The following is a 24317-nucleotide window of genomic DNA, read 5'->3' on the forward strand; positions in this document are numbered from 1 at the left end:
AGTACTTTGTATTTCAAAGTAAATGATTAAAAAAAGGGTTATTTAGATTTGAATAATTTTTCCAGACTGTTGAGATGCGAGACAAAAGATGCCCTGCCTAAATTGGTCACTCTATACGATGTTTTTGGTTTTTTGCCCACAAATTCTTTTTTTATTTCGATATAAGCTCCTTTCTCCAATGCCGAAGAATGACTGGCTAGATTGCCATCGGTAATGTTCAAAAGGGTTTTCATTTCGGTAAAATCTACCCAATCATTGACCATTAGAATGGACATAATACCCAATCTAACACGACTTTCAAAATCTTTATTTAGTTTGTCAATGATTCCCATTCGGATGGTTTTATTTGTGTTTTTTGAATACTATTAAACCGTACAAAATATGCAAAACACCAAATCCTATAATCCAAAAGATCAAACCATATCCTGGATAAAATAGCGATATACAGCCTAAAATCAATTGGCAAAAGCCTAAATATTTAATATCTGAAAACGTGTATTTCTCTGCATTTATCAATCCTAATCCATAAAACAACAAAGTAGCTGGAGCGATTAAAACATAGATTTGATGGTATAAAAGTGCCAAGCAAAATACACCACCTACACACAATGGAATGGCTAGATTTAATAACATTTTTTTGGTTGCAGTCGTCCAAATGGGTAAATTATTTTTTCTGCTTTTTCGTAAGGTGAAAAATATTCCAAAAGCCAAAGCGAAAAACAAAACGATAATGGCTATTAATACTAATTCTAAAACCATAGTTGCTGAATACAATTTTTGCCTTCCGTCAAAATAGTAAACACCATATGATTGAAGTATTTGATAAGCATACAATCCGCCAATCAAGGCAGATAAACCAGCAAATACTCCAGAGAGTCCGCTTAAGGATATAAATCGGGAAGAGCGTTCCATCATAGAACGGATGTGTGTTAAATCTTCTTGGTGCTTCTGATTCATAATTAAAGTACTTTGTAATACAAAGTTAAATTTAATTTTGAATTAGCCAACAAAAAATAGCAGTTTTTTATTTCAATTGTAAAAACAACAAAGCCCATTCGGTTGAACAGGCTTTGTATATTGGCTTTATAAAAATTTAATATTTTAATTTTATGCAATTTAAAATCAAAACCATCTTCTTCTTTTAAACAAAAACACCCCAAACAAAGAGAATAAAAATGAAATTAAAATAACTATTCCTACTCCATAAGGATTGCTTTCTAAATTATTGGGCACATTCATTCCGTACAAACTGGCTACTAGAGTTGGAATCATCAATAAGATAGAAATGGAAGTCATTTGCTTCATAATGGTATTCATATTATTCGAAATTACCGAAGCATAAGCATCCATTGTACCCGTTAAGATGTCGCTGTAAATATTAGTGGTTTCTTGTGCCTGACGCAATTCAATTTCTACGTCTTCCAATAATTCTGGATCAAAATGTTCTTTTTGTGATTTTATATTTTTGATGCGATGCAACAAAATATCATTCCCTTTCAAGGAAGTCATAAAGAAAACCAAACATTTTTCGATTTGTAATAACGCTTGTAATTCTTCATTCTTAATGGACTTTTCTAAATTTTCTTCTGCCAATTTGATTTTTTGATTGACTTGTTTCAAGTATTTCAAATACCAAACACTGGAAGACAAAAGTAATTTTAGAACCAAATCGAAATTATCTTTGATATTTATCCGTTTGCGTTTGGTGTAAGCCACAAAATCAGTCAGCATTTCGGTTTGATGAAAACTGACAGTAACACAAATTTCTCCCTTGAAAACAATACCCACAGGAATCGTTTGAAAAGGTAATTTTATATCATTACTCTTTACTGGAATTCGTAGTATAATTAACGTCCAGCCATTTTCTATCTCGATACGAGGTCTTTCATCAATATCTTCAATGTCATTGTAGAAGGCTTCGGGAATTTGAAGTTCGTCAAGCAGGTATTTTTTTTCGGTTTCGGTTGGGCATTCGATGTTGATCCAGCAGTTTGGAATCCAGGCATCAACTGCAATTAATCCGTCATTATTTTTGTAAAATGCTTTCATTATAAAATGCTATAAAAAGTTAATAGCATTTTGAAAATATTCTAATGCTACATTAATTTAATTTTTTCGAATAATAATCGTCCATTAGAAAGGATTGTTTTTTTAGTGCTGCAAAAGTATTCTTTAAATTGATTCGTAACATTATTTTTAAAAAATTTAGACAATTTTTAAGATAAAAAAAGCCCTAAACTTTCGTTTAAGGCTTATTTGTAAAGGGATATTCTTTTATTTTCTACTTCTGATTTTTCGAGCTAAAAGTGTATTTTTCAACAACATTGCAATTGTCATTGGTCCTACTCCACCTGGAACTGGAGTAATGAAAGAAGATTTTTTACTTACTTCATCAAAATCTACATCTCCTTTTATAACATAGCCTTTAGGGTTTGAAGCATCATCAACACGAGTAATTCCCACATCAATAATAACTACCCCATCTTTTACCATATCGGCTTTTAAAAATTCAGGAACTCCTAATGCTGTGATGATTATATCAGCATTTTTAGTGTATTCTTCTAAATTTTTAGTTCTACTATGTGTCAAAGTTACAGTTGAATCACCTGGATTTCCTTTACGGCTCATCAAAATACTCATAGGACGACCTACAATGTGGCTACGTCCAATAACTACGGTGTGTTTTCCAGCAGTTTCTACTTTATAACGCTCTAACAATTCCATAATTCCAAATGGAGTTGCTGGCAAGAAAGTTTCCATATCCAAAGCCATTTTTCCAAAATTAGCTGGATGAAAACCATCAACATCTTTGTCAGGATCAATCGCCATTAGGATTTTTTCCTCGTTAATGTGTTTTGGCAAAGGCAACTGAACGATATAACCATCCAAATCGTCGTCTTCGTTCAATTCTTTGATTTTATCCAATAACTCTTCCTCGGAAATGTTTTCTGGCAAAGCAACCAATGTAGATTCAAAACCTATTTGCTGGCACGATTTTACTTTGCTACCCACATAAGTCAAACTCGCTCCGTTACTTCCAACGATAACTGCAGCTAAATGAGGTACTTTCTGACCATCTGCTTTCATTCTTGCAACTTCGGCAGCGATTTCGTTTTTAATATCTTCCGATGTTTTTTTTCCGTCTAGTATTTGCATTTCTACTTTGTTTAAAAGTTTAAGTGTTTAAAGGTTTAAGAGTTGTTTAAAAGTTCGAGAGCTTAAACAATGTTAAACCATTTTAAACTATTTCAACCATTCAAAATTATCTCATTCCCGGCATACCTCCAGGCATTCCGCCTTTCATACCAGCCATCATTTTCATCATGTTTTTTCCGCCTGGACCTTGCATCATCTTCATCATTTTGCTCATTTGGTCAAACTGTTTCATCAATTGATTCACTTGTTCCACTTTCGTACCTGAACCTTTGGCAATTCTGGCTTTTCTTTTTACATCAATAATTGCTGGTTTGCTTCTTTCGATTGGTGTCATCGAATGAATAATCGCTTCAATATGTTTGAAAGCATCGTCTTCAATTTCGACATCTTTCATCGCTTTTGAAGCTCCTGGAATCATTCCAACTAAATCTTTCATATTCCCCATTTTCTTCACTTGTTGAATTTGGGTTAAGAAATCGTCAAAACCAAATTCGTTTTTAGCGATTTTCTTTTGGATTTTTCTAGCTTCCTCTTCGTTGAATTGCTCTTGTGCTTTTTCTACCAAAGACACAACGTCACCCATTCCGAGGATACGTTCCGCCATACGATCCGGATAAAACACATCGATCGCTTCCATTTTCTCGCCAGTTCCAACAAACTTAATGGGTTTGTTTACTACTGATTTAATCGAAATAGCAGCTCCTCCACGAGTATCACCGTCTAATTTGGTTAAAATTACACCGTCAAAATTTAATCTATCATTGAACGCTTTTGCTGTATTTACCGCATCTTGTCCTGTCATCGAATCGACAACAAATAAGGTTTCGTGTGGTTTGATGGCTTGGTGAACATTCGAAATTTCGGTCATCATGGCTTCATCTACCGCCAAACGACCCGCAGTATCCACAATTACAACATTAAACCCATTTGCTTTAGCGTGTTTGATAGCATTTTGAGCAATTTCTACAGGATTTTTATTTTCTGGTTCGGAATATACCTCAACAGCTATTGAATCTCCAACAACATACAATTGCTGAATCGCTGCTGGACGATAAATATCACAGGCCACCAAAAGTGGTTTTTTCCCTTTTTTAGTTTGCAGATAATTAGCCAATTTTCCAGAAAAAGTAGTTTTTCCAGAACCTTGTAAACCTGACATTAAAATAACAGTTGGATTTCCAGATAGATTCACTCCTGCTACATCGCCACCCATCAATTCAGTCAATTCGTCTTTGACCAATTTTACCAATAATTGTCCCGGCTGAAGTGTTGTTAAAACGTCTTGACCAATTGCTTTTTCTTTTACTTTTGTGGTAAAATCTTTGGCAATTTTAAAGTTAACATCGGCATCTAATAAGGCACGACGCACTTCTTTTAAGGTATCGGCAACGTTTACTTCTGTAATTTTTCCGTGTCCTTTTAGTATATGAAAGGCTTTGTCTAATTTATCGCTTAAATTATCGAACATAGTATTGTTTTTTTTGAAGTTGCAAATATAAGCTAAAGTTGCAAAGTCACAAAGTTAGCAAGTTGTAAAATTTAGAGATTATTCTAATAAAAAAAACCAGCTTAATAAACTGGTTTAATGTTAATGCCTATTTTTATTACTGAATTATCGTTTATCAATATTTCTTTTTTTCAAAATAAAGATATTTTGTATTATTAGTATTATCAACTTCTCGCAAATGTATAAGAGAATTATTGAATTCAAAGGATTCCCAATCACATTCTAGTTGATAAAGTAAGTTGAAACTAAAATTTATTTTAAATTCTCTCACTCCATTCACTATCTTAGTTTCCCACTGCCCAGTTTCTGAATTACCTCCTTTTGTTGCAACAACAGATTTATTACTTTTAAAAACAAATACATAATCATTATATGTAGATGCTTTTTCAGTTTTATCATAAAATGAAGCTATTTGCCAATACCCTTTTGTAATAACTTCTGTAAAATCTAATGATCCTATATTGTTTTCAGGAGCATTATCAATAGCATCTTTAATAGCATTTTCAAATTGAATGTTATTTGCAATTGACTTATTTTGATAATTATAATCTGTTACAGAAATAGGATAATTTAAGGAAATATACTGATTCGCCGTTAAATTTTTTATGAAATTAAAAAAGGTCTGATCGCTCGCTATTACTACTGAACTTGCCATTTGATTGGCACTGTTGTAAATATTAATGGTAATCGGATAATTGATATTTAAACCGTTTATTTTAGATAAAAGATCAGGATAAAGATTCCAATACGCTATTAGTGAATTAAAATCAACTTCATTGGGAATGAATTTTTCTATGTAATTGTAATACACCATTGTTACCGGAAAATCTATTTTTACAATATCATTATCCGTAGTATAGGCATTGATATTATCCAATACTTTTTGGTAATCTGCTGTTGTATTTAGGCTAATAGCTGAATTATTTACCGTAACGGTATAAGGCAATTTTATGGTGCAATAACTAGATTGGTCAACCATATTATCGCCTACTGTTTTTACCATAGCAACCCTTTGCAAATAAGAAATTAAAGGAGAAGAATTGATAATGGTTTCTTGTGCATTATAATCTTGTTCTTCTATTTCACTTTGACAAGAGAATAAGAATAGCAGTCCTATTAGTGATAAATATTTTTTAAAACGAAACATATTTATATTTTTACAAAGGTAATAAAATTTAGGAAGACTGGTTTTTAACAAATTGTTGTTTAGATTTCTGAATTTTTCTGGTAATAAATTTTATTCTACACTACTATAAAACAATTTGATTCTCTTCTACCCTACTTATACTTAAAACAAATACTTTTACAAAGTAAAAATTAAAAATAAATGCCAAAAATACCCGAATCCAAAACTTGTGATGAAATTATTTTTTCGTCTTTTTTTAAAAGTCATATCAAGGGACTTCGAAATTTTCTTTTTTATAAATTTGGCAATCTCAATCAGGCAGAAGATTTAGCACAAGAAGCGTTTATCAAACTTTGGCAAAACTGTGCTTCGGTTCCGTTAGAAAAAGCAAAATCCTATATTTACACCATTGCTAATAACAGTAGTCTAAACCAAATTGCACATCAAAAAGTAGTTTTAAGATACGAAAAAAACTTCACAGGTTTAGATAAAACCAACGAAAGTCCCGAATATATTTTGGAAGAAAAGCAATTTGAAACCAAACTTTTGAAAGCCATCGAAAACTTAAACGAAAAACAACGTATTGCTTTTTTAATGCATCGAATTGACGGAAAAAAATACAGCGAAATTGCTGTAAATTTGAATATTAGCGTAAAAGCTGTAGAAAAACGTATTCATTTGGCTTTGTTAAGTTTACGCAAAGAAATTGATTTATAAAAGAAAGTAGGGGAAATTGAATTCCAATTGTTTTAATGATATAATTACCAATACAATGAAAAATAATCGCTTATTAGCCAAATGGCTCAACGATGATTTATCGAACAAAGAATTAGCCGAATTTGAAGCAAGTCCAGATTTCGAAAAATACCAGAAAATAAAAAGCTACACCGCTCATTTAGAAATAGATGATTTGGATGAAAATGCTATGTTATCCAATATTCTGCAACAGAAAAAAGTAACTCCAAAAGTGATTCCGTTGTACAAAAAATGGGCATTCAAAGCGGTAGCTATTTTTGTTCTGGCACTTGGAATTACTTTTGCTTTCAAGAATTTTGTACCACAAACTCAAACAGCCAATTTTGGAGAAAAAACAACTTTTGCATTACCTGATAATTCTGAAGTCATACTAAATTCTGGCTCTGAAATAAACTATAAAAAATGGAACTGGAAGAATAATAGACATTTGGAACTAAAAGGAGAAGCTTATTTTAAAGTTGCCAAAGGCAGACGTTTTGAAGTACAAACCAATCTTGGAAAAGTATCTGTTTTAGGAACACAATTTAATGTTAAAGCTAGAAAAAACAGATTTGATATAATGTGTTATGAAGGTCGTGTAAAAGTGAATTATGCCAATACACAAATCATTTTAACTCACGGACAAAGCGTTAGTTTTGAAAATGGAAAACAAATTAACATTCCAATAAATGCCTTGAAACCAGAATGGCTGGAGAACCAAATCTGTTTTAATAAAGAAAATATCAGAACCCTTTTAGACGAAGTTCAAAGACAATATAACATTACGATTGAATTAAATACAAAAGATACATCTTCTCTATTTACAGGAAAACTCCCCACTAAAAACCTAGATATAGCATTACAAATTATTGGTACAACTTATAATTTAGAAGCCAAAAAAGTCTCAAAAAATAAAATAATTTTTGAAGAAAAATAAATGCTTCTCTCAAAACAATTTCATTTTTTGCTTTTTTCATTTTTCTTTGTCCTGAACCTTTTCGCTCAAGACAAAGGAAAAGTTTTGCCTTTAAAAAAAATCATAATTGCTATTGAACAACAACATCAGGTTAGTTTTAGTTACACCGAAGAAAATGTTGTAAACCTAGAAATAACACCTCCACAAAAATCACTTTCTTTAGAGCAAAAACTAGAATATCTTGCTAAAAAAACCAATTTGTCTTTTGAAAATATTGAAAATAAGTTCATTACTATTTATAAAAAAGACTATGAATCTCAAATGATTTGTGGTTATGTTTTTTCGAATACCAATAGAAAACCTCTTGAAAACGCAAACATTCATTTAAGTAATAATATCCAAATAGCAACAGATTCAAACGGTTACTTTGAATTTGAAAAAAAATCTAAAAATGATTTTTCAGTAAGCCATATTGGATTTATGCCACAAAAATTTCTGCATTCAAAAATTGACTATAAAAATTGCCTCCAAATACTATTAGAACCCGAAGTTACGATGCTTGAAGAAATTAGAGCCAATGCTATTTTGGCTTCTGGAATTTCCAAAAATAGTAATGGGTCGTTTGAAATTAAACCCAAAAAATTTGGAATTCTTCCTGGACTTATCGAACCCGATGCTTTGCAGACAATGCAACAAATTCCTGGAGTAAATAGCATTGACGAAAGTGTGGCAAGTATCAATGTTCGTGGAGGTACACACGACCAAAATTTGTTTTTATGGAATGGAATACGAATGTATCAAACGGGACATTTTTTTGGTTTAATATCAGCTTTTAATCCTAATTTGGCACATACGATTTCAATTTATAAAAACGGAAGTTCGGCTTTTTATGGCGAAAGTGTTTCCAGCGTAGTGGCTATTTCCTCTACGCCAGAAATGCCCGAGAAAAACACTTTTAGTGCAGGAATCAATATGATTAATGCAGATGTTTATACCAAATACAATCTCTCTAAAAAGAGCTATATTGAAATTTCAGGACGAAAATCCATCACAGATTTTGTAGAAACACCTACTTACAAAGAATATTTCAACAAAGTATTTCAAAACACTACAATCACCGATTTTTCTAAAAAACAAAGCGTAGATTATCAAAGTGATAAAGAATTTGATTTCTATGATACGACTATTAAATATGCTCAAAAAATAGGCAAAAAAGACCAACTAATCCTAGATTTAATAACTATAAAAGACAATCTAAAAGTTTTTCAAACTGCCAGTTTCGAAAGTGCTTCCCAATCCGAAAACAACATTTTACGTCAACAAAATTATGGCGGAAATTTATTATGGAAACGAAACTGGAATCCTTTCAATACGACAAAAATCAATGTATATACCTCTTCTTATCAACTTTTGGCTGACAAAAATTCGACCAATGAAAGCTTACAGCTAATTCAAAAAAATAGTGTTCAGGATAATAAAATCAATATCGAAAACAATCATAGTATCAATTCAAAAGTCAGTTTTAACAATGGTTATCAGTACAATGAGATTGGTGTTACGAATTTAGAGCAAGTAAGCAATCCTAATTTTTATCGAAAAATAAAAGAGGTTTTAAAAACCCACGCTTTGATTTTGGAAAGCAAATATAACGACAGCCTTTCTAAACTTTATTTGAATGTAGGAACTCGATTTAATTACATCGAAAAATTCAAAAAATTTATTCTAGAACCTCGATTACAATTGAATTATAGGATTAACAAGAATTGGAATCTAGAAATTTTGGGTGAACTAAAAAGTCAAAATATGCAACAAATTATTGATTTGCAAAAAGATTATTTTGGTATCGAAAAAAGACGCTGGATTCTCTCCAACAATACTACAATTCCCATTCAAAGAAGCCGACAAATATCGCTGAATTTATTCTTCAAAAAAAACGACTGGTTGCTGGATATAGAAAATTTTTATAAAAAAGTAAGCGGAATTACAAGCGCTAGCCAAGGTTTTCAGAACCAATTGGAGTTTATCAAAATAAATGGTGATTATGAAGTTTTTGGTACCGAAATTCTAGTTCAAAAAAAGATGAACCATTTTCTGACGTGGATTAATTATACGTACAACAACAATAATTATTATTTTTCGGGCTATCAGCCACCTGTTTTTCCGAACAATTTCCAGATGGAACACAATGTTTCTTGGGCTGGAATTTATGAGAAAAATAATTTCAAAATTGCATTAGGAACTAAATGGTCGTCTGGCAGACCAAAAACTTCTCCAGATAATTCCCAAATTGACGCATCAAATCCTGTATTAGTTTATAACACCCCGAACAATACCAATTTGAATATTTTTACACAAGTCAATCTTTCTTCCACTTACAAATGGGAAACTGCCAATGGAATTCAATACAAATTAGGCGTTTCTATCCTTAACATCTTCAACAGGAAAAATGAAATTAGCGAATATTATCGCATAAGCTCATTAACCAATGCCATCGAGGAAGTCGAAACTTTTTCGTTGCAAAGAACTCCAAATATGAGTTTTAGAGTTTCCTTTTAATCCAAAACTTTTCCTTTAGGACTAAAATTTTCATTTTTTTTCAAAAAACAATAATTCATTGGTAGGGTAATCTTTATCAAGGCTGTTTTACTATTGAATTCTATCAAAAACTAATAAAAATGAAGAAAAAAATAGTATTAACAATTTTAATAATAATCGCTTTAGGAGTTTCAGCTTACTACTACACCCTTTATGGTGGCGCCAGAAACCTTTCGTCTGAAGAAGCGGTTTTTAATGTTACTTCTAAAAATATTACCCGTGAATTTAATTCTGATATTGAAAAATCAAACAAAAAATACCTAGAAAAAGCCATCGCTATCAATGGAATTGTGAGCAAAATAAACGGCAAGCAAGTCATTATCGACAATACCATTATTTGCGATTTAAAAGATTTAGATTCTTCTATCAAAAAAGACCAAAAAATTACGCTAAAAGGAAGAGTTGTAGGCTATGACGATTTGATGGCAGAATTAAAATTAGACCAATGTTCAGTAATAAATAATGATTAATACAATAGAAATGAGGAATTTTTTAAGCTTTATGCTAGTGTGCTTTTTTACGGGAAATTTACTTGCTCAAGAGGATTTATTGAGTCAATTGGACTCTGTTAAATCAAATGAAAAACAAATTGAAACAGCCGCTTTTAAAGCATTGCAAATTGGCAATATGCAATCGACAAAATTAGCTGCAAAAGGCGAATGGTATATGTTAGTTTCTCACCGATTTGGCGATTTATCCAACGGATTGGATAATTTCTTTGGATTGGACGAAGCGATGACCAAATTTGGTGGAATTTATGGTGTAACCAATTGGTTAAACTTTGGTGCTTCTAGACAAACGCACAATAAAATCTATGAATTAACTGCCAAATACAAAATGGCAAATCAGGAAGTAAATGGATTTCCTGTTACGATTGTAGGTTATAATACGATGGATATTAATACTGCATTAAAAAAAGAATTGTATCCCAATATAAAATTTACGGATCGATTGGCTTTTAGTACTCAATTATTAGTTTCGAGAAAAGTCAACGAAAAATTTTCAGTAGAATTAGGACTTATTAATGTATATAAAAACTTGTACGACGATACAGTTGAACAGCAAAATGTATTTTCTGTTGCATCAGGATTACGATACAAAGTGGCCAAAAGAATGAGTCTTAATCTGGAATATGCTGCTCGTGTAATTACTTCCGAAAAAGCATCCAATCCTTATCATAACCCACTAACGCTTGGTTTAGATATCGAAACTGGAGGACACGTTTTTCAATTGGTATTCTCTAATAGTCAGCCGATGAATGATGTAGCAGTTTTTTCTGGAGCTTCAGGAGATTGGACAAAAGGGAAGGTTTATTTTGGATTTAATATGTACAGAACCTTTTAAAAAAACAAAAACTATTTAAGTTAAAAATATGAAAACGATTAAACTATTACTATTTGTCTGTACTTCATTTTTGGTTTCTTGTACTTCTAGGACATACGAAGATATTTCTGAACAAGAAGTCTCTACCTCACCTACTTATTCAGCAAATATTGAAGCTGTGATAAAAACAAATTGCACAAGTTGTCATTCTGTAGGTGGGCAATTTCCAGCTTTAACCACTTATGCACAAGTAAAAGATGCTACCCAAAACGGCAATTTAATTTGTAGAATAGATCAAACTCAAGCTTGCGGAAGTGTGATGCCTAGATCAGGTGCTATGCCACGCCAGACCATTGATATGATTATACTTTGGCAAAAAGAAGGATATAAAAATTAAACTATAAACAACACACAAAATGAAAGAAATAATAGTATCAGCATTGTTCATATTGGCAGGAAATCTAGTTTTTTCGCAAAAAATGATGACCCGAACAGGAGAAGTAAAATTTGAAGCATCGATGCCAGCTTTTGAAGAAGTTGCTGCGACAAACAAAACCACTTCTTGTATTCTGGATAAAGCAACGGGCGATTTTGTGGCTTTGACTTTGATTAAAGCATTCAAATTCAAAGCACCGTTAATGGAAGAACATTTCAATGAAAATTATATGGAATCGTCCCAGTTTCCCAAAGCGACTTTCAAAGGAAAGATTTTAAATTTTGATGCCAAAAATTTATCAGCAACAAAAACCAGCTATGATTTAGAAGGTGATTTAACGATTCACGGCGTTACTAAAAAAGTAAAAACCAAAATCAATCTTACTTTAAGTGGTCCTAAAATTTTAGTTTCAAGTGCTATTTCAGTTAAACCACAAGATTACAAAATTGAAATTCCAAGTTTGGTAAAAGGAAAAATTGCCGATAATGTGAAAGTTACAATGAATTTTATTTTGGGAGCCAATTAAAAAATATATAATGAAAAAACTACTATTACTTACTACACTATTCTGCTTTTTTATTAGCACTGCACAAGAAAAAAATGTGTTTGATATTGCACGAAGCGGTACTTTGACAGAAATTCAAAATTTGAATAAATCCAATCCAAATTTGATTAATTCTGTCAACGAAAGTCAATCAAGTCCATTGATTCTTGCCTGTTACAGAGGTAATATTCCTGTTGCCAAATTTTTAATAGAAAACGTAAAAGACCTCAACTACAATTCAGGTATGGGAACGGCACTTATGGCTGCGACATACAAAAATCAACCTGAATTAGTAAAATTATTATTAGAAAACAAAGCCAATCCAAATGCAACGGATACCAATGGAACAACAGCATTATCGTTAGCTGTACAATTCAAAAATGCTCCATTAGTCCAATTGCTTTTAGAATACAAAGCCGACAAAACCATCAAAGACAATAAAGGAAAAACGGCTTTTGAATATGCCGTTTTTTCAGAAAATGAACCAATAATCAATCTTTTAAAATAAATAATTTATGAAAAAAATTACTCTTTTATCGCTATTAGCAGTTAGTATCATCTCTTTTGCCCAGCAAAAATCTACCGGAAACGTTACTTTATCAAGCAATATGACTGCCAATTTAACTTTAAACAACACCACATCAAAGGCGACTCTTCGTCTTACAGGACCTTCAGACAGATGGTTTGCCTTGCAATTTGGTGCTTTTGGAGCAAGCGGTGGTATGGAATCTGGAGAAGATTTAGTATATACTAACGCTACAACATTAATTGATGCAAATCAAAATGGAGTTGGTTCATCACCTACTACAGATGCAACACAAAATTGGACAGTAACCTCAAATACAGTTGCCTCTGGAATTAGAACTATAATTGCAGAAAGAAATTTTTCAACAGGAGATGCAAATGATTATACCTTTAATTATAACAATGCTACCATAGATTTTGCTTGGGCAAGAAGTGGTTCTGCAAGTTACGGATTGAGTAATCACGGAGGAGGAAATCGTGGTTATAATACAAGTGTTGCCTTATCTACAACTCTTGGAATTCAAGATTTTAGCTTAAATAGTTCGTCAATTTATCCTAATCCATCGAATGGAAATTTTAATGTGGAAACGAAAACAGGTTTAAACCAAATCAATGTATATTCTCAATTAGGAGCATTAGTAGAAACTATTGATGTAAAAGACAACGCTACGTCTGTTGAAGTATCGCTAAAAAAATTACAAAAAGGAGTTTATTTGATTGAATTAAAAAAAGAAAATGATAAAACTTGGAAAAAAATAATTATTGAATAATATTTCATTTTTATCTATTACAAAAAAGCATCTTTATTAGACAAAGATGCTTTTTTTCTTTAAAATATCAAAGGAAATAAAAAAATCAAATCATTGATTACTGAATCTCAATGAAATCTTCATCTTACTATTTCAAGATAGCATATTCAAAAGTTGAATATCCTCTTACACCTGCATCATTAGTCATAGCAAGAAATTTTATTTTGTAATAGTTTCTGGCAAGATTTTAATCATCAATGTCAATTCAAAATAACTAATTCACAATCAATGCGATAATTTTAAAATATAGTTCTAATCCCTTTTATCTAAATTTAATTTTAAAACAAATATTATTATTTTTATTTATTCTAAATAAATTCAATACATTTGTCATAGTAATTTCATTTCCTTAAGTTTAAAAAATAAAAACATTTAGCCGAAGTGGATGCCATCATTGATTCTTTTGTAATCAAATAATAATTTTAAGAATAACATTTATGTGCCATCTAAAAGTATTAAACCGAACCTCTAATGGAATTTTGCTCTTTTGTCAACATAGAGATATGTATCAATTGTTGTTTAACAATTTAATTTTTGATTTTAGCAATGCTGAATTATCAAGTTTTTCTAACTACTTGAATCAATTAGATGCTAATTATTGGGAAAACGAATACCAAAATTCTATTTACGAAAAGAGAATTCCCATTCCATCACTGCAATCTAATTTTTTGATTATGCTCAACAGTAAAGAATTAGAAGAACTACGTTTTTTAGTAGATGGCATCAATAAATACAAGGTTCTTAAACCCGCAGAAATCAATTATCATGTGTTTTTGAATTGATGTTTTAGAGCATAGAAAAGCCGAACGATTGAATAGTTCGGCTTTTTAGATTTTTAAATTACTCATTACAAACTCAATTTTTAATTCGTAATTCGTAATTTCATTTACATTCTTTCCGGAACAGCAATTCCTAACAATTGAAAAGCCAATGCAATGGTATCAGCCACTTTTTTAGAAAGTTGCACTCGGAATATTTTTTTCTGCAAATCTTCCTCACCCAAAATAGAAACAGCCTGATAAAACGAATTGTATTCTTTTACCAAATCATAAGTATAATTGGCTATCAATGCTGGACTGTGATTTTGCGCCGCATTTTGGATTACTTCTGGGAATAATTCCAATTGTTTTACTAATTCTTTTTCTTTTTGATGCAGTTCTACAATGGTTGATGTAACTGTAAAATCAAAGTTTGATTTACGAATAATCGATTGAATTCTAGCATAGGTATATTGAATAAACGAACCTGTATTTCCTGCAAAATCAACCGATTCGGCTGGATCGAAAAGTATTCGTTTTTTAGGATCGACTTTCAAAATATAATATTTCAAAGCGCCCATTCCAATAGTTTTGTACAGTTTCGCTTTCTCATCAGCTGAATAACCGTCTAGCTTGCCTAAATCTTCCGCAATTTTTTGTGCTGTATCGGTCATTTCTTGCATCAAATCATCAGCATCTACAACCGTTCCCTCACGAGATTTCATTTTTCCGGAAGGCAAATCTACCATTCCGTAAGACAAATGATAAAGGTTTTTAGACCAATCAAATCCTAGTTTTTTCAATATTAGAAATAATACTTTGAAGTGGTAATCTTGTTCGTTACCAACGGTGTAAACCATTCCGCCCACGTCTGGAAAATCCTTTACACGCTGAATTGCTGTTCCAATATCCTGTGTCATATAAACCGCTGTTCCGTCTGAACGCAACACGATTTTTCTATCCAAACCTTCATCGGTTAAATCAATCCAAACTGAACCGTCTGGATCTTTTTCGAAAATGCCTTTTTCTAAACCAATTTGAACGACATCTTTTCCTAATAAATAGGTATTACTTTCGTAGAAATAACTATCGAAATCAACTCCTAAATTTTTATAAGTTGTGGCAAAACCATCATAAACCCATTGGTTCATTTTTTTCCAAAGTGCAATAACTTCTGTATTTCCATTTTCCCAATCCAAAAGCATTTGTTGCGCTTCGAGAATAATTGGAGCTTGTTTTTTGGCTTCGTCTTCGGTTTTTCCTTGAGCTATTAAACCATTGATTTCTTCTTTATATGCTTTATCAAAAGCCACATAATAATTTCCAACCAGTTTGTCTCCTTTTAATCCTGTTGATTCTGGAGTTTCTCCGTTTCCAAATTTCTGCCAAGCCAACATCGACTTGCAAATATGAATTCCACGGTCGTTAATGATTTGCGTTTTATATACTTTTTTACCCGAAGCTTTAATAATTTCGGCAACCGAATATCCCAAAAGATTATTACGAACGTGACCTAAATGCAAAGGTTTGTTGGTGTTTGGCGAAGAATATTCTACCATAATTGCCTTATCTTCTGGACTTGGCGTAACGAAACCAAATTTTTCGTGTTTTCGAATTTCATTGAAAAAATTCAAATAATATTCATCTGAAATAACAATATTCAAAAAGCCTGAAACCACATTAAAACGGCTTACTTCAGCAATATTTTCAACCAAATAAGCACCAATTTTATTTCCTAATTCTACTGGATTAGCTCCGCTCAGTTCGGCTCCGCCTCGGGTGCTTTTTACCAATTTCAATAATGGAAAAATGACCATCGTAATATCACCTTCAAACTCTTTGCGCGTACTTTGAAATTCTACTTTGTCCAGATTGACATCAAATAAAGTTTGGACTGCTTGTTTTATAGAAGGTGTAAGAATTTGAATAAGGCTCATTTTGTATTGTTTTTTAAGGCTGCAAATATAGGGATTCTACAGCTATTAGGAAATTGGAAACTGGATAATTTTCTTTTTAAAATGAAAAGCCAATTACCATCTAATAATAACACTTCCCCATGTAAATCCGCTACCAAAAGCAGCCAGAACTACTAAATCGCCCGACTTGATTTTGCCTTGCTCCCAAGCTTCGGTCAAGGCAATGGGAATAGATGCTGCGGTGGTATTTCCATATTTTTGAACGTTATTGTACACCTGATCATCATTCAACCTGAATTTACTTTGAATGAATTGCGAAATCCTCAAATTCGCTTGGTGCGGAATCAACATATCGATATCCGAAACTTGTAAATCATTAGCTTGTAATCCTTCGTTAATGACTTCGGCAAAACGAACTACTGCATTTTTGAATACAAATTGTCCGTTCATGTAAGGTAAATAACTTTCGTCATCAGGATTATTATCCGCTAGGATGTCACTCACCCATCGTCCTCCCATCCCAGGTGCTTTCAAGACCAATTCCTCGGCATGAATCCCTTCTGAATGTAAATGAGTGGTTAAAATACCTTTAGTCACATCATCTTCCCTACTCAAAATGGCTGCTCCTGCTCCATCACCAAAAATTACCGAAACATTTCGACCTCGAGTGGTCATATCCAAACCTGACGAATGAACCTCGGAACCAATGACCAAAATGTTTTTGTACATTCCTGTTTTGATGTATTGATCCGCTACCGAAATTGCATAGACAAAACCCGAACATTGGCATCTAACATCCAAAGCACCAACTGTTTTCAACCCCAAATCACGTTGCACCAAAACGCCTGGGCCAGGAAAATAATAATCAGGACTCAAAGTAGCAAAAACGATAAAATCTATATCTTCTTTTGCAATTCCAGAACGTTCAATGGCAATTTTCGCAGCTTTAACACCCATGGTTGTTGTTGTATCTTCGCCCCTGATGATGTGTCGGCGTTCCTTAATTCCAGTTCGCTCCTGAATCCATTCGTCATTAGTATCCATAATTTTAGACAAATCATCATTAGTAACTACATTATCTGGAACATAAAATCCTAATCCTGCTATTTTTGAATGATACATAATTTTGATGTTTTTATTAAAAGCAAAATCCAATTAAAATCAAGTCTAATGTAAGGATTATTTTGATAGCAACAGTTTTAAAACCTACTTTTGACTTCATGAAAAAAACAATTCTATTTTTCCTATTATTAGCTACGTCAACCTATAGTCAAATATCAGGTTGTACCGATTCGCTAGCTAAAAATTTTAATCCTGATGCTACTGAAAATGATGGGAGTTGTGAATATGCTTTTGCCAAAATCAAACCAGAAACAAGTCAAAAATTGAGCGACAGTTTAATAGAAACTTCGGGTTTGACTACTTTTGATAATTTACTTTGGACGCATAATGACAACTATGATACCACAATTTATGGAATGTATTTGAATGGAAAAATTCAAAGAAAAATCAAACTCGAAAAGATAATCAATACCGATTGGGAAGAAATAGCACAAGACAGCGGCTACATCTACATTGGCGATTTCGGAAATAATGCACAAGGCAATCGAAAGGATTTACATATTTTAAGAATAGAGAAAAAATCTTTTTTGACACACCAACCTGTAATAGATACCATCGCTTTTTCGTATTCGAATCAAACGGATTTCAGAATAAAAAAATCAAACAGTACTGATTTTGATTGCGAAGCATTTGTAGTAACTAAAAACAATATACTCTTGTTTTCAAAGCAATGGAAGGGTATCAAAACCAATGTTTACATGATACCCAAACGTCCTGGCAACTATATAGCGCAATTAAAAACAACCTTAAATACAAAAGGATTGATAACAGGAGCAACACTTTTAGCTTCTGAAAATGGAATTGTTCTTTGTGGTTATACAAAACTTTTACAACCGTTTTTATATCTCATCTATGATTTAAAAAACTATAATTTCTCGACAGCAAATCAACGAAGAATAAAACTTTCACTGCCTTTTCATCAAATAGAAGGCATTACTACTCTAGACGAAAAACTGTTTTATCTAACCAATGAATCCTTTGTTCGAAAACCGTTTATTAATAAATCACAACAATTGCATGCAGTGGATTTGAGTTTGTTTTTGAAGGAATGATTTAGATTATAAAACCTGATCATTAGAAGCTAAAGCTATTTATATAGGAGTATAATGTATTTTTGAACTTACAATATAATTATATATTAAATAAATAAAAACAAAAACATTAATAAGTGTAATTAATAGTAGTAATAAATAATATTTTTTATCACTGATAATGTAAAAAATGAATAGTACAAAAAAGGAATATAAAAATAATATCTCACTATGAAAAACAATCAATAAATCTTCTCTTAAAAAATTATTGAAATCATCAAAAAAAATTTTAAATATTGAAATTATTAAAATTAATATTAAATTTAAAATTTTAGTTTTTTTCATTCTATCTACTTTAATTTAGGAATCTATCTCTAATGGTATTACAAATTTAATGATATTTAATAAGCATTAACTACTTTATAAACAACACCTTACTTCATTAGAGAATTTTATTTATCTTAAAACTAATCTCAAGATAATTTTCACTTAACAATCCTCAATTTCTTCAAAATTGTATCCATCACTTGATTAATTTCAACTGAAATCACAAATTTGTAATTCAGATACAAATAAGCAATCGTCATTAAAAGTGATTTCAATAAGATAGAAACTAATGGGTGAAAAGGAAAATCCCAGAAATAAAAAGCTACAAACAAAATTGCCGTTAGATAAATAGAATACAGTGTTTGCTTGGTAAATGGATACAAATGCAAGCGTTTCACGACAAAAAGCAATTTGGCTAAACTGTACAAAGTAATCGACAATAAAGTAGCGAATGCTGAACCAATAATTCCATAAATTGGAATAAAAATCATATTCAATCCTACGGTTAAAATCACCAGCAACACTCCAAGAAACAACACCGCACGATAGTATTTGGTATTGAAAATAATGGCATTATTATTCCCCAAAATCAAATCAAAATATTTAGACAAGCCAATCATAAAAACCACCATAATTCCACCTGCATATTCGGGCGGAACCAATTCATACAATTGATTGATGTTGACAAAAATGCCCAACATTACAAAACCACCCACAACTTGAAGATTGATCGAGGTTTTTTTGTATAAAATATCCATTTCATCGTGCTTGTTTTCGTGCATTAATTTGGCGGTTATTGGATAGACAATTTGGTGCATCGCGCGACTAGGAACCGAGATAACCAAAGCAATATAAGTAGCCACCGAATAGTAGGCAATGTTCTCAATATTCATGTATTGATTCAGAATCATTTTATCGCCATCCAACAACAAATTGGCAACACTTCCTGATAAAATAATGTAGAAAGTATAAACCAAAACATCTTTGGTATTAGCAGGAATCGTAAACTGAAAATGAGGTTTTTCGATACTAAAAGCATAAAACATCGTTACCAAAAGTGCCAAAAGATAGACTACAGCCGTGGCGTAAACAAAACCTTCCACAGTCATCCAATCATAATAAACAGCAATCAATAAGAATAAAGAAGCCAGCCGCAAACCTACTTCTTTGATAAAATTTCCAAAAACCGAGTGCATGTGAACCCGCAACCAAGCATAGAAAATCTCAAAATAAGCCATACAAATTCCGATGAAGGGAATCAGCCAAATATAATTTTTTACGATAATATTCTTTTTCGAAAGAAAGAAAACAATTTCATCAAAAAAGTAGAAACCAATCAAAAACATGGGAATTATGACAAGCAAAGGAAACAAAACTGTAAAAGATAAAAACCGGGATCGCTCCTCATTAGTTTGGCATTGCGAATAGAATTTGACCAGTGTATTTTGCATTCCAATGGCAAAAATGGGCATAATTACATTGGCTGACGACAGTATATAATTAGTCAAAGCATAATAAGTTGCACCCAAAAAAACAGGATACAAATAAATGGTATTGATCCCTCCAATCGCAAAACCGATGTAAGTAATTATGGTGTTTTTTAAGGACTGATTTAATACTATTCCCATTATTTGATTTTAGATTGTAGATTTCATATTTCAGAATGAATTAATTTAACTAATTGCTCTGTCAAACTCTTTCTAGAATATTGTTGCAAACCAACCGCATTCGATTGGAGTTTGCCTTCCAAAAACTGATTATAATAGCCCAAAAGTACACTTTTTAGTTTCATTTTCTCGGAATAATCAAAAAACATTCCTGTATTGGTATTGGTAATAATTTCGGCAAAATCAGAACCGTTTGGACCAATAGCAATAATAGGCCTGTTTGAAACCATATATTCGAATAATTTTCCTGGAATAATGCTTTTAGTGTCTTCTGAATTGATTTCGATAAGCAGTAAAACTTGTGATTTCCTTTGATGTGCAATAGCTTCGGAATGCGAAACGTATCCCAAATTCTTCAAATAGGGATTCAATCCAAATTGGTTAATGGTTTCTAACACTTCTTGACTTACTGCTCCAATTAATTTCAACTCCAAATGCGATTTAAAATCTGGAATTTCATGAATTAATTCTATCAAAGTTTCCCACAATAATTGCGGATTTCTTTCGGAAAGAAAAGAACCAATGTGTGCTAAAGAAAATTTAGTATCCAAAGGCTGTTGGGTTACATTTTCAGTATCATAACCGTTCGTGATTACTGCGATTGGTTGGTTTGTAATAGCTTGAAATTCGGTTTTGGTGGTGTTGCTGGTTACAATAATCGTATCAGCAGTATTCAACACTTGATGTTCTAATTGCTTGTGTTTTTTGGCTGCATAATCAGACAATCGCAAAGATTTGTGATAGCCAATGGTTGTCCAAGGATCACGAAAATCGGCATACCATTTTACATTTAATTTTTGTTTTAATTCGAGTCCAATAAGGTGTAAACTATGAGGTGGTCCCGAAGTAACAATAGTATCAATATTATTTTCGGCAATGTATTTTTGTAAAAATAACACTGAAGGTTTAACCCAAAAAACTCTAGCATCTGGAATAAACAAATTACCTCGAATCCAAAGCAAAGTTTTGTCTAAAAAAGATTGCTTCTTTTTATTGGGAATAATTCCCGAATTCATTTTTTTGGTTTTATTCTTCGAAAGAAAAGAAGCCAATTGATACGGTTCGAATATTTTATGTTTCAGAATAATGGCTTTGTCTGAAACCTCATCAACCAAGTTTTCATCAACAATAGGATAAGTGGGATTTTCTGGAATATAAACAATCGGCTGAACGCCAAAATCAGGTAAATATTTCACAAATTTCAACCAACGCTGAACACCTGGTCCACCAGCTGGCGGCCAATAATAAGTTATTATAAGAAGTTTTTGTGGTTTCAAGTTGCTAGCAATTATTAAAAATTTTCAGAAACATCTTTTTTCTATATTCTATTCTCTTTTTTCTTGCTTCTTTCTCTCAAAATAAACACCACCTATCAACAGTAATAACATTCCCAAAGAACTGAAAAGCGTAATGGTGCTTCCAGTTTCTATCACTTGTGGTTCAAACTTGAATTCAATAGTGTGCTTTCCTGCTGGAACTATAATGGCTCTTAATACATAATCTACAGGAAAATGTTCTTTCTTTTCGCCATCGATATATGCATTCCAACCATTTTCATAGTACATTTCAGAAAAAACTGCCAAACCATTTCCTTCATTTTCAGAAGTATATTTCAAATAATTGGGTTTATAAACATCCAGCTTTATAGTTCCGTTAGTATCAAAATCCTCTTTCAAACGGGCATTTTTAAATTTAGATCCATAATCATGAATATTGAAAACAGCCACATTTTTAGTATCTAATTTATCCAAAGCTTTCATTACAGCATCTGGCTTATTCAATAACAAAACATCTTTTACAAACCAAGCATTTCCATTGGCATTCGGGTTTTGAACTGGAACAGAAGCTCCAGTCGAATCGGTTTGAATAACATATTTCACATTCAACATATTCAAAACTTCCAGATTGTTTTTGGCAATTTGATAATCAAATAATTGTTGCATTCTACGAGGTTTCACTGCACTATACCCGCCAATCGATTTATGAAAATAAGAAGCTCGTGCACTCGATAAATTGCCTGCCACTTCAAAAACTCTGTAATGTGTGGTGTCCTGCAAAATTTGAGCATCGGCTGGTGTTTCCTGAAAAGGCACTTCTACTTCGCTTCGGCTCACAAAATCTTTGGTCGAAACGTATTTTTTATCTACAAAAAACAAGTCTGACACCATCAATAATCCCACAACAATTATGGCGGTGTTTTGCGCTAATTTTTCTTTGATAAACAACCACAAAACTCCAGCTGTAAGCAAAATAAAAAATCCAGAACGCAACAAATCAGCCGAATAAAGTGTCATTCGATCCGTTTTCAAGGCATCAACAAAAGCAGGTCCATAAGTTTGCATAAAATAATCATCATTAGCACTTGAAAAACTGAAACTACCTTTCATCACAAATAACCCTACAATAATTCCAAAACCTACTGCAGCCGATTGCCACAAGGCTTTGAATCGGGCTTCTTTTTCTAAATTAAAGAAAGATTGCAATCCCATAATAGCCAACACTGGAAAGCATAATTCTAAAATAACTTGTATCGAAGAAACGGCTCTAAACTTATTGTACATCGGTACATTTTCGATAAAAAAGTCCGTTAAGGCTGGGAAATTTTTTCCCCAAGAAAGAATCAAAGCAACGATTGCGCCAGAAAGAAAAACGTATTTTATTTTTCGTTTATCGGCGAACAAGGCCAAGACTCCCAAAAAGAAAACCACGATACCAATGTAAGCCGGTGCAGCCACAATGGGTTGGTCGCCCCAATACGTCGGCATTCCCGAAACAAAATCATTGGCTTGCGCTTCCGGAACCCCTTGCCCCATCATAAATTCATACATTTTGCTGTCCGTTCCAAGTTTTTCACTGTTCGAACCTCCAAAAAGTCTTGGCGCAATCAGGTTGAAACTTTCGGCAATTCCGTAACTGTATTCTGTGATATAATCGTGAGACAAGGCACTATTTCCAACGCTTTTAGTTCCGTCAGCATTAACGGATAATTCGCTTTTTCCACGGGTACTAAAATCGGCATATTCTACTGTTGCTAACAAATTAGTCGCATTCGAACCAATGGCAAAAATCCCTGCTAGCAGTAAAACGCCAAAGGAAACCATCAAAGATTTGTATTCTTTTTCTTTAACAGCTTGATAAATAAAATACCCCGAAACAACCAATAAGAAAATTAACAAATAATACGTCATTTGAAAGTGATTGGCATTAATTTCTAAAGCACCAGCAAACATGGTGAGCAGTCCTCCCCAAATATATTTCTTCTGAAAAACCAGTAGTACACCAGCAATGACTAACGGCATATAGGCAATTGCATGAGCTTTGGCATTGTGACCCACACCAAGAATAATAATCAAATAAGTAGAAAATCCAAAAGCTAAAGCTCCGAAAAAAGCCTTGAGCGGATCAATTTTCAGTACCAAAAGTAATCCGTAAAATCCAAGAAAGTATAGAAACAAATAATCGGCTGGACGTGGCAAAAATCGCAAAGCATCGTCAATCATTCCTACATAATCGTGTGGATACTTAGCTCCTAATTGATAGGTTGGCATTCCTCCAAAAGCGGAATTAGTCCAATAGGGTTCTGTTTTTTCGGCTTTTCTAAAATCGTTTTGCTCTTTTGCCATTCCGGTATATTGAGCAATATCGGATTGAAAAATTTGTTTTCCTTGCAAAACTGGGTAAAAATAAATCAAGGAAATTAATACGAATCCCAGTAGGACTAAAGCGTGCGGATAGCACTTTTGAAGTTGCTTCATAGAAAAAATTTAGATTTCTGAATTCAGATTTTAGATTTCTGAATGGAATTTTGGTTTAGGTTAGTTGCT

General features: G+C 32.4%; 22 protein-coding genes. 11 read left to right on the plus strand and 11 right to left on the minus strand.

Going from position 1 to position 24317, the window contains the following annotated elements; translation table 11 throughout:
* Positions 1-38: 38 nt before the first annotated feature.
* The 6 genes from OZP15_RS12600 to OZP15_RS12625 all read right to left on the minus strand — a co-directional run bounded on the left by OZP15_RS12600 (position 39) and on the right by OZP15_RS12625 (position 5810).
* On the minus strand, positions 39-332 hold the full coding sequence (locus OZP15_RS12600) for a winged helix-turn-helix domain-containing protein (protein ID WP_269225804.1): 294 nt from the start codon (positions 330-332) through the stop codon (positions 39-41).
* A gap of 10 nt (positions 333-342) precedes the next feature.
* Positions 343-957 (minus strand): hypothetical protein, encoded by a 615-nt coding sequence (locus OZP15_RS12605; RefSeq protein WP_269225805.1) that lies wholly within the window; start codon positions 955-957, stop codon positions 343-345.
* 165 nt (positions 958-1122) lie between these two features.
* A complete protein-coding gene (locus OZP15_RS12610; protein WP_281336283.1) occupies positions 1123-2049 on the minus strand; it encodes a magnesium transporter CorA family protein in 927 nt (308 codons plus the stop codon).
* 225 nt (positions 2050-2274) lie between these two features.
* A complete protein-coding gene (locus tag OZP15_RS12615; protein ID WP_281336284.1) occupies positions 2275-3156 on the minus strand; it encodes a bifunctional 5,10-methylenetetrahydrofolate dehydrogenase/5,10-methenyltetrahydrofolate cyclohydrolase in 882 nt (293 codons plus the stop codon).
* A gap of 106 nt (positions 3157-3262) precedes the next feature.
* The gene (gene ffh / locus OZP15_RS12620) at positions 3263-4624 is read right to left on the minus strand and encodes a signal recognition particle protein (protein ID WP_269225808.1); all 1362 of its coding nucleotides are present in this window, start codon (positions 4622-4624) and stop codon (positions 3263-3265) included.
* Between the two features lie 154 nt (positions 4625-4778).
* Complete coding sequence (locus OZP15_RS12625; RefSeq protein ID WP_281336285.1) at positions 4779-5810, minus strand: hypothetical protein; 1032 nt, start codon at positions 5808-5810, stop codon at positions 4779-4781.
* A gap of 180 nt (positions 5811-5990) precedes the next feature.
* Here OZP15_RS12625 and OZP15_RS12630 point away from each other — a divergent pair, with 180 nt between their 5' ends.
* The 10 genes from OZP15_RS12630 (at position 5991) to OZP15_RS12675 (ending at position 14454) form a co-directional block, all read left to right on the plus strand.
* Positions 5991-6506, plus strand: a complete 516-nt coding sequence (locus OZP15_RS12630; protein ID WP_281336286.1) for an RNA polymerase sigma factor — start codon at positions 5991-5993, stop codon at positions 6504-6506.
* Between the two features lie 55 nt (positions 6507-6561).
* Positions 6562-7461: a FecR family protein gene (locus OZP15_RS12635; RefSeq protein WP_281336287.1), complete on the plus strand. Its 900-nt coding sequence runs from the start codon at positions 6562-6564 to the stop codon at positions 7459-7461.
* Positions 7462-9996 (plus strand): carboxypeptidase-like regulatory domain-containing protein, encoded by a 2535-nt coding sequence (locus tag OZP15_RS12640; RefSeq protein ID WP_281336288.1) that lies wholly within the window; start codon positions 7462-7464, stop codon positions 9994-9996.
* Positions 9997-10115: 119 nt separating this feature from the next.
* Positions 10116-10505, plus strand: coding sequence for an OB-fold protein (locus OZP15_RS12645; protein WP_269225814.1), 390 nt, complete (start codon positions 10116-10118; stop codon positions 10503-10505).
* A 10-nt stretch (positions 10506-10515) separates the two neighbouring features.
* Positions 10516-11379 (plus strand): DUF5777 family beta-barrel protein, encoded by an 864-nt coding sequence (locus tag OZP15_RS12650; RefSeq protein ID WP_281336289.1) that lies wholly within the window; start codon positions 10516-10518, stop codon positions 11377-11379.
* A 28-nt stretch (positions 11380-11407) separates the two neighbouring features.
* Complete coding sequence (locus OZP15_RS12655; protein WP_269225816.1) at positions 11408-11755, plus strand: hypothetical protein; 348 nt, start codon at positions 11408-11410, stop codon at positions 11753-11755.
* Positions 11756-11774: 19 nt separating this feature from the next.
* On the plus strand, positions 11775-12320 hold the full coding sequence (locus OZP15_RS12660; RefSeq protein ID WP_281336290.1) for a YceI family protein: 546 nt from the start codon (positions 11775-11777) through the stop codon (positions 12318-12320).
* 10 nt (positions 12321-12330) lie between these two features.
* Positions 12331-12846 carry an ankyrin repeat domain-containing protein gene (locus OZP15_RS12665; RefSeq protein WP_269225818.1) on the plus strand — a complete coding sequence of 172 codons (516 nt, stop codon included), beginning with the start codon at positions 12331-12333 and terminating at the stop codon, positions 12844-12846.
* Positions 12847-12853: 7 nt separating this feature from the next.
* Positions 12854-13633: a T9SS type A sorting domain-containing protein gene (locus tag OZP15_RS12670; protein WP_281336291.1), complete on the plus strand. Its 780-nt coding sequence runs from the start codon at positions 12854-12856 to the stop codon at positions 13631-13633.
* 476 nt (positions 13634-14109) lie between these two features.
* Entirely contained in the window at positions 14110-14454 is a 345-nt protein-coding gene (locus OZP15_RS12675) for a DUF6686 family protein (protein ID WP_269225820.1), read from the plus strand.
* Positions 14455-14558: 104 nt separating this feature from the next.
* Here OZP15_RS12675 and argS read toward each other — a convergent pair whose 3' ends face one another.
* Together argS and OZP15_RS12685 are read right to left on the minus strand one after the other, a co-directional pair.
* Positions 14559-16367 (minus strand): arginine--tRNA ligase, encoded by a 1809-nt coding sequence (argS, locus tag OZP15_RS12680; RefSeq protein WP_269225821.1) that lies wholly within the window; start codon positions 16365-16367, stop codon positions 14559-14561.
* Positions 16368-16460: 93 nt separating this feature from the next.
* Positions 16461-17468, minus strand: coding sequence for a 3-oxoacyl-ACP synthase III family protein (locus OZP15_RS12685; protein WP_281336292.1), 1008 nt, complete (start codon positions 17466-17468; stop codon positions 16461-16463).
* 98 nt (positions 17469-17566) lie between these two features.
* Between OZP15_RS12685 and OZP15_RS12690 the strand changes: the two genes are divergently transcribed.
* Positions 17567-18520, plus strand: a complete 954-nt coding sequence (locus tag OZP15_RS12690) for a T9SS C-terminal target domain-containing protein (protein WP_269225823.1) — start codon at positions 17567-17569, stop codon at positions 18518-18520.
* A gap of 464 nt (positions 18521-18984) precedes the next feature.
* Here OZP15_RS12690 and OZP15_RS12695 read toward each other — a convergent pair whose 3' ends face one another.
* Genes OZP15_RS12695 through OZP15_RS12705 form a run of 3 tightly spaced genes read right to left on the minus strand, consistent with a single transcriptional unit; the run spans position 18985 to position 24248 of the window.
* Positions 18985-20454 carry an oligosaccharide flippase family protein gene (locus OZP15_RS12695; protein WP_269225824.1) on the minus strand — a complete coding sequence of 490 codons (1470 nt, stop codon included), beginning with the start codon at positions 20452-20454 and terminating at the stop codon, positions 18985-18987.
* 23 nt (positions 20455-20477) lie between these two features.
* On the minus strand, positions 20478-21770 hold the full coding sequence (locus OZP15_RS12700) for a glycosyltransferase family 4 protein (protein ID WP_281336293.1): 1293 nt from the start codon (positions 21768-21770) through the stop codon (positions 20478-20480).
* Positions 21771-21818: 48 nt separating this feature from the next.
* Positions 21819-24248: a YfhO family protein gene (locus tag OZP15_RS12705; protein WP_281336294.1), complete on the minus strand. Its 2430-nt coding sequence runs from the start codon at positions 24246-24248 to the stop codon at positions 21819-21821.
* Between the last annotated feature and the right edge of the window lie 69 nt (positions 24249-24317).

The organism is Flavobacterium eburneipallidum (assembly GCF_027111355.2).
GTDB classification, from domain to species: domain Bacteria; phylum Bacteroidota; class Bacteroidia; order Flavobacteriales; family Flavobacteriaceae; genus Flavobacterium; species Flavobacterium eburneipallidum.

Coding starts and splice junctions, on each gene's coding strand:
- OZP15_RS12695 (WP_269225824.1), bottom strand. CDS start 20,454: ATGGGAATAGTATTAAATCAGTCCTTAAAAAACACCATAATTACTTAC.
- OZP15_RS12630 (WP_281336286.1), top strand. CDS start 5,991: ATGCCAAAAATACCCGAATCCAAAACTTGTGATGAAATTATTTTTTCG.
- OZP15_RS12670 (WP_281336291.1), top strand. CDS start 12,854: ATGAAAAAAATTACTCTTTTATCGCTATTAGCAGTTAGTATCATCTCT.
- OZP15_RS12705 (WP_281336294.1), bottom strand. CDS start 24,248: ATGAAGCAACTTCAAAAGTGCTATCCGCACGCTTTAGTCCTACTGGGA.
- ffh (WP_269225808.1), bottom strand. CDS start 4,624: ATGTTCGATAATTTAAGCGATAAATTAGACAAAGCCTTTCATATACTA.
- OZP15_RS12605 (WP_269225805.1), bottom strand. CDS start 957: ATGAATCAGAAGCACCAAGAAGATTTAACACACATCCGTTCTATGATG.
- argS (WP_269225821.1), bottom strand. CDS start 16,367: ATGAGCCTTATTCAAATTCTTACACCTTCTATAAAACAAGCAGTCCAA.
- OZP15_RS12665 (WP_269225818.1), top strand. CDS start 12,331: ATGAAAAAACTACTATTACTTACTACACTATTCTGCTTTTTTATTAGC.
- OZP15_RS12645 (WP_269225814.1), top strand. CDS start 10,116: ATGAAGAAAAAAATAGTATTAACAATTTTAATAATAATCGCTTTAGGA.
- OZP15_RS12600 (WP_269225804.1), bottom strand. CDS start 332: ATGGGAATCATTGACAAACTAAATAAAGATTTTGAAAGTCGTGTTAGA.
- OZP15_RS12625 (WP_281336285.1), bottom strand. CDS start 5,810: ATGTTTCGTTTTAAAAAATATTTATCACTAATAGGACTGCTATTCTTA.
- OZP15_RS12650 (WP_281336289.1), top strand. CDS start 10,516: ATGAGGAATTTTTTAAGCTTTATGCTAGTGTGCTTTTTTACGGGAAAT.
- OZP15_RS12635 (WP_281336287.1), top strand. CDS start 6,562: ATGAAAAATAATCGCTTATTAGCCAAATGGCTCAACGATGATTTATCG.
- OZP15_RS12660 (WP_281336290.1), top strand. CDS start 11,775: ATGAAAGAAATAATAGTATCAGCATTGTTCATATTGGCAGGAAATCTA.
- OZP15_RS12685 (WP_281336292.1), bottom strand. CDS start 17,468: ATGTATCATTCAAAAATAGCAGGATTAGGATTTTATGTTCCAGATAAT.
- OZP15_RS12615 (WP_281336284.1), bottom strand. CDS start 3,156: ATGCAAATACTAGACGGAAAAAAAACATCGGAAGATATTAAAAACGAA.
- OZP15_RS12640 (WP_281336288.1), top strand. CDS start 7,462: ATGCTTCTCTCAAAACAATTTCATTTTTTGCTTTTTTCATTTTTCTTT.
- OZP15_RS12610 (WP_281336283.1), bottom strand. CDS start 2,049: ATGAAAGCATTTTACAAAAATAATGACGGATTAATTGCAGTTGATGCC.
- OZP15_RS12655 (WP_269225816.1), top strand. CDS start 11,408: ATGAAAACGATTAAACTATTACTATTTGTCTGTACTTCATTTTTGGTT.
- OZP15_RS12675 (WP_269225820.1), top strand. CDS start 14,110: ATGTGCCATCTAAAAGTATTAAACCGAACCTCTAATGGAATTTTGCTC.
- OZP15_RS12690 (WP_269225823.1), top strand. CDS start 17,567: ATGAAAAAAACAATTCTATTTTTCCTATTATTAGCTACGTCAACCTAT.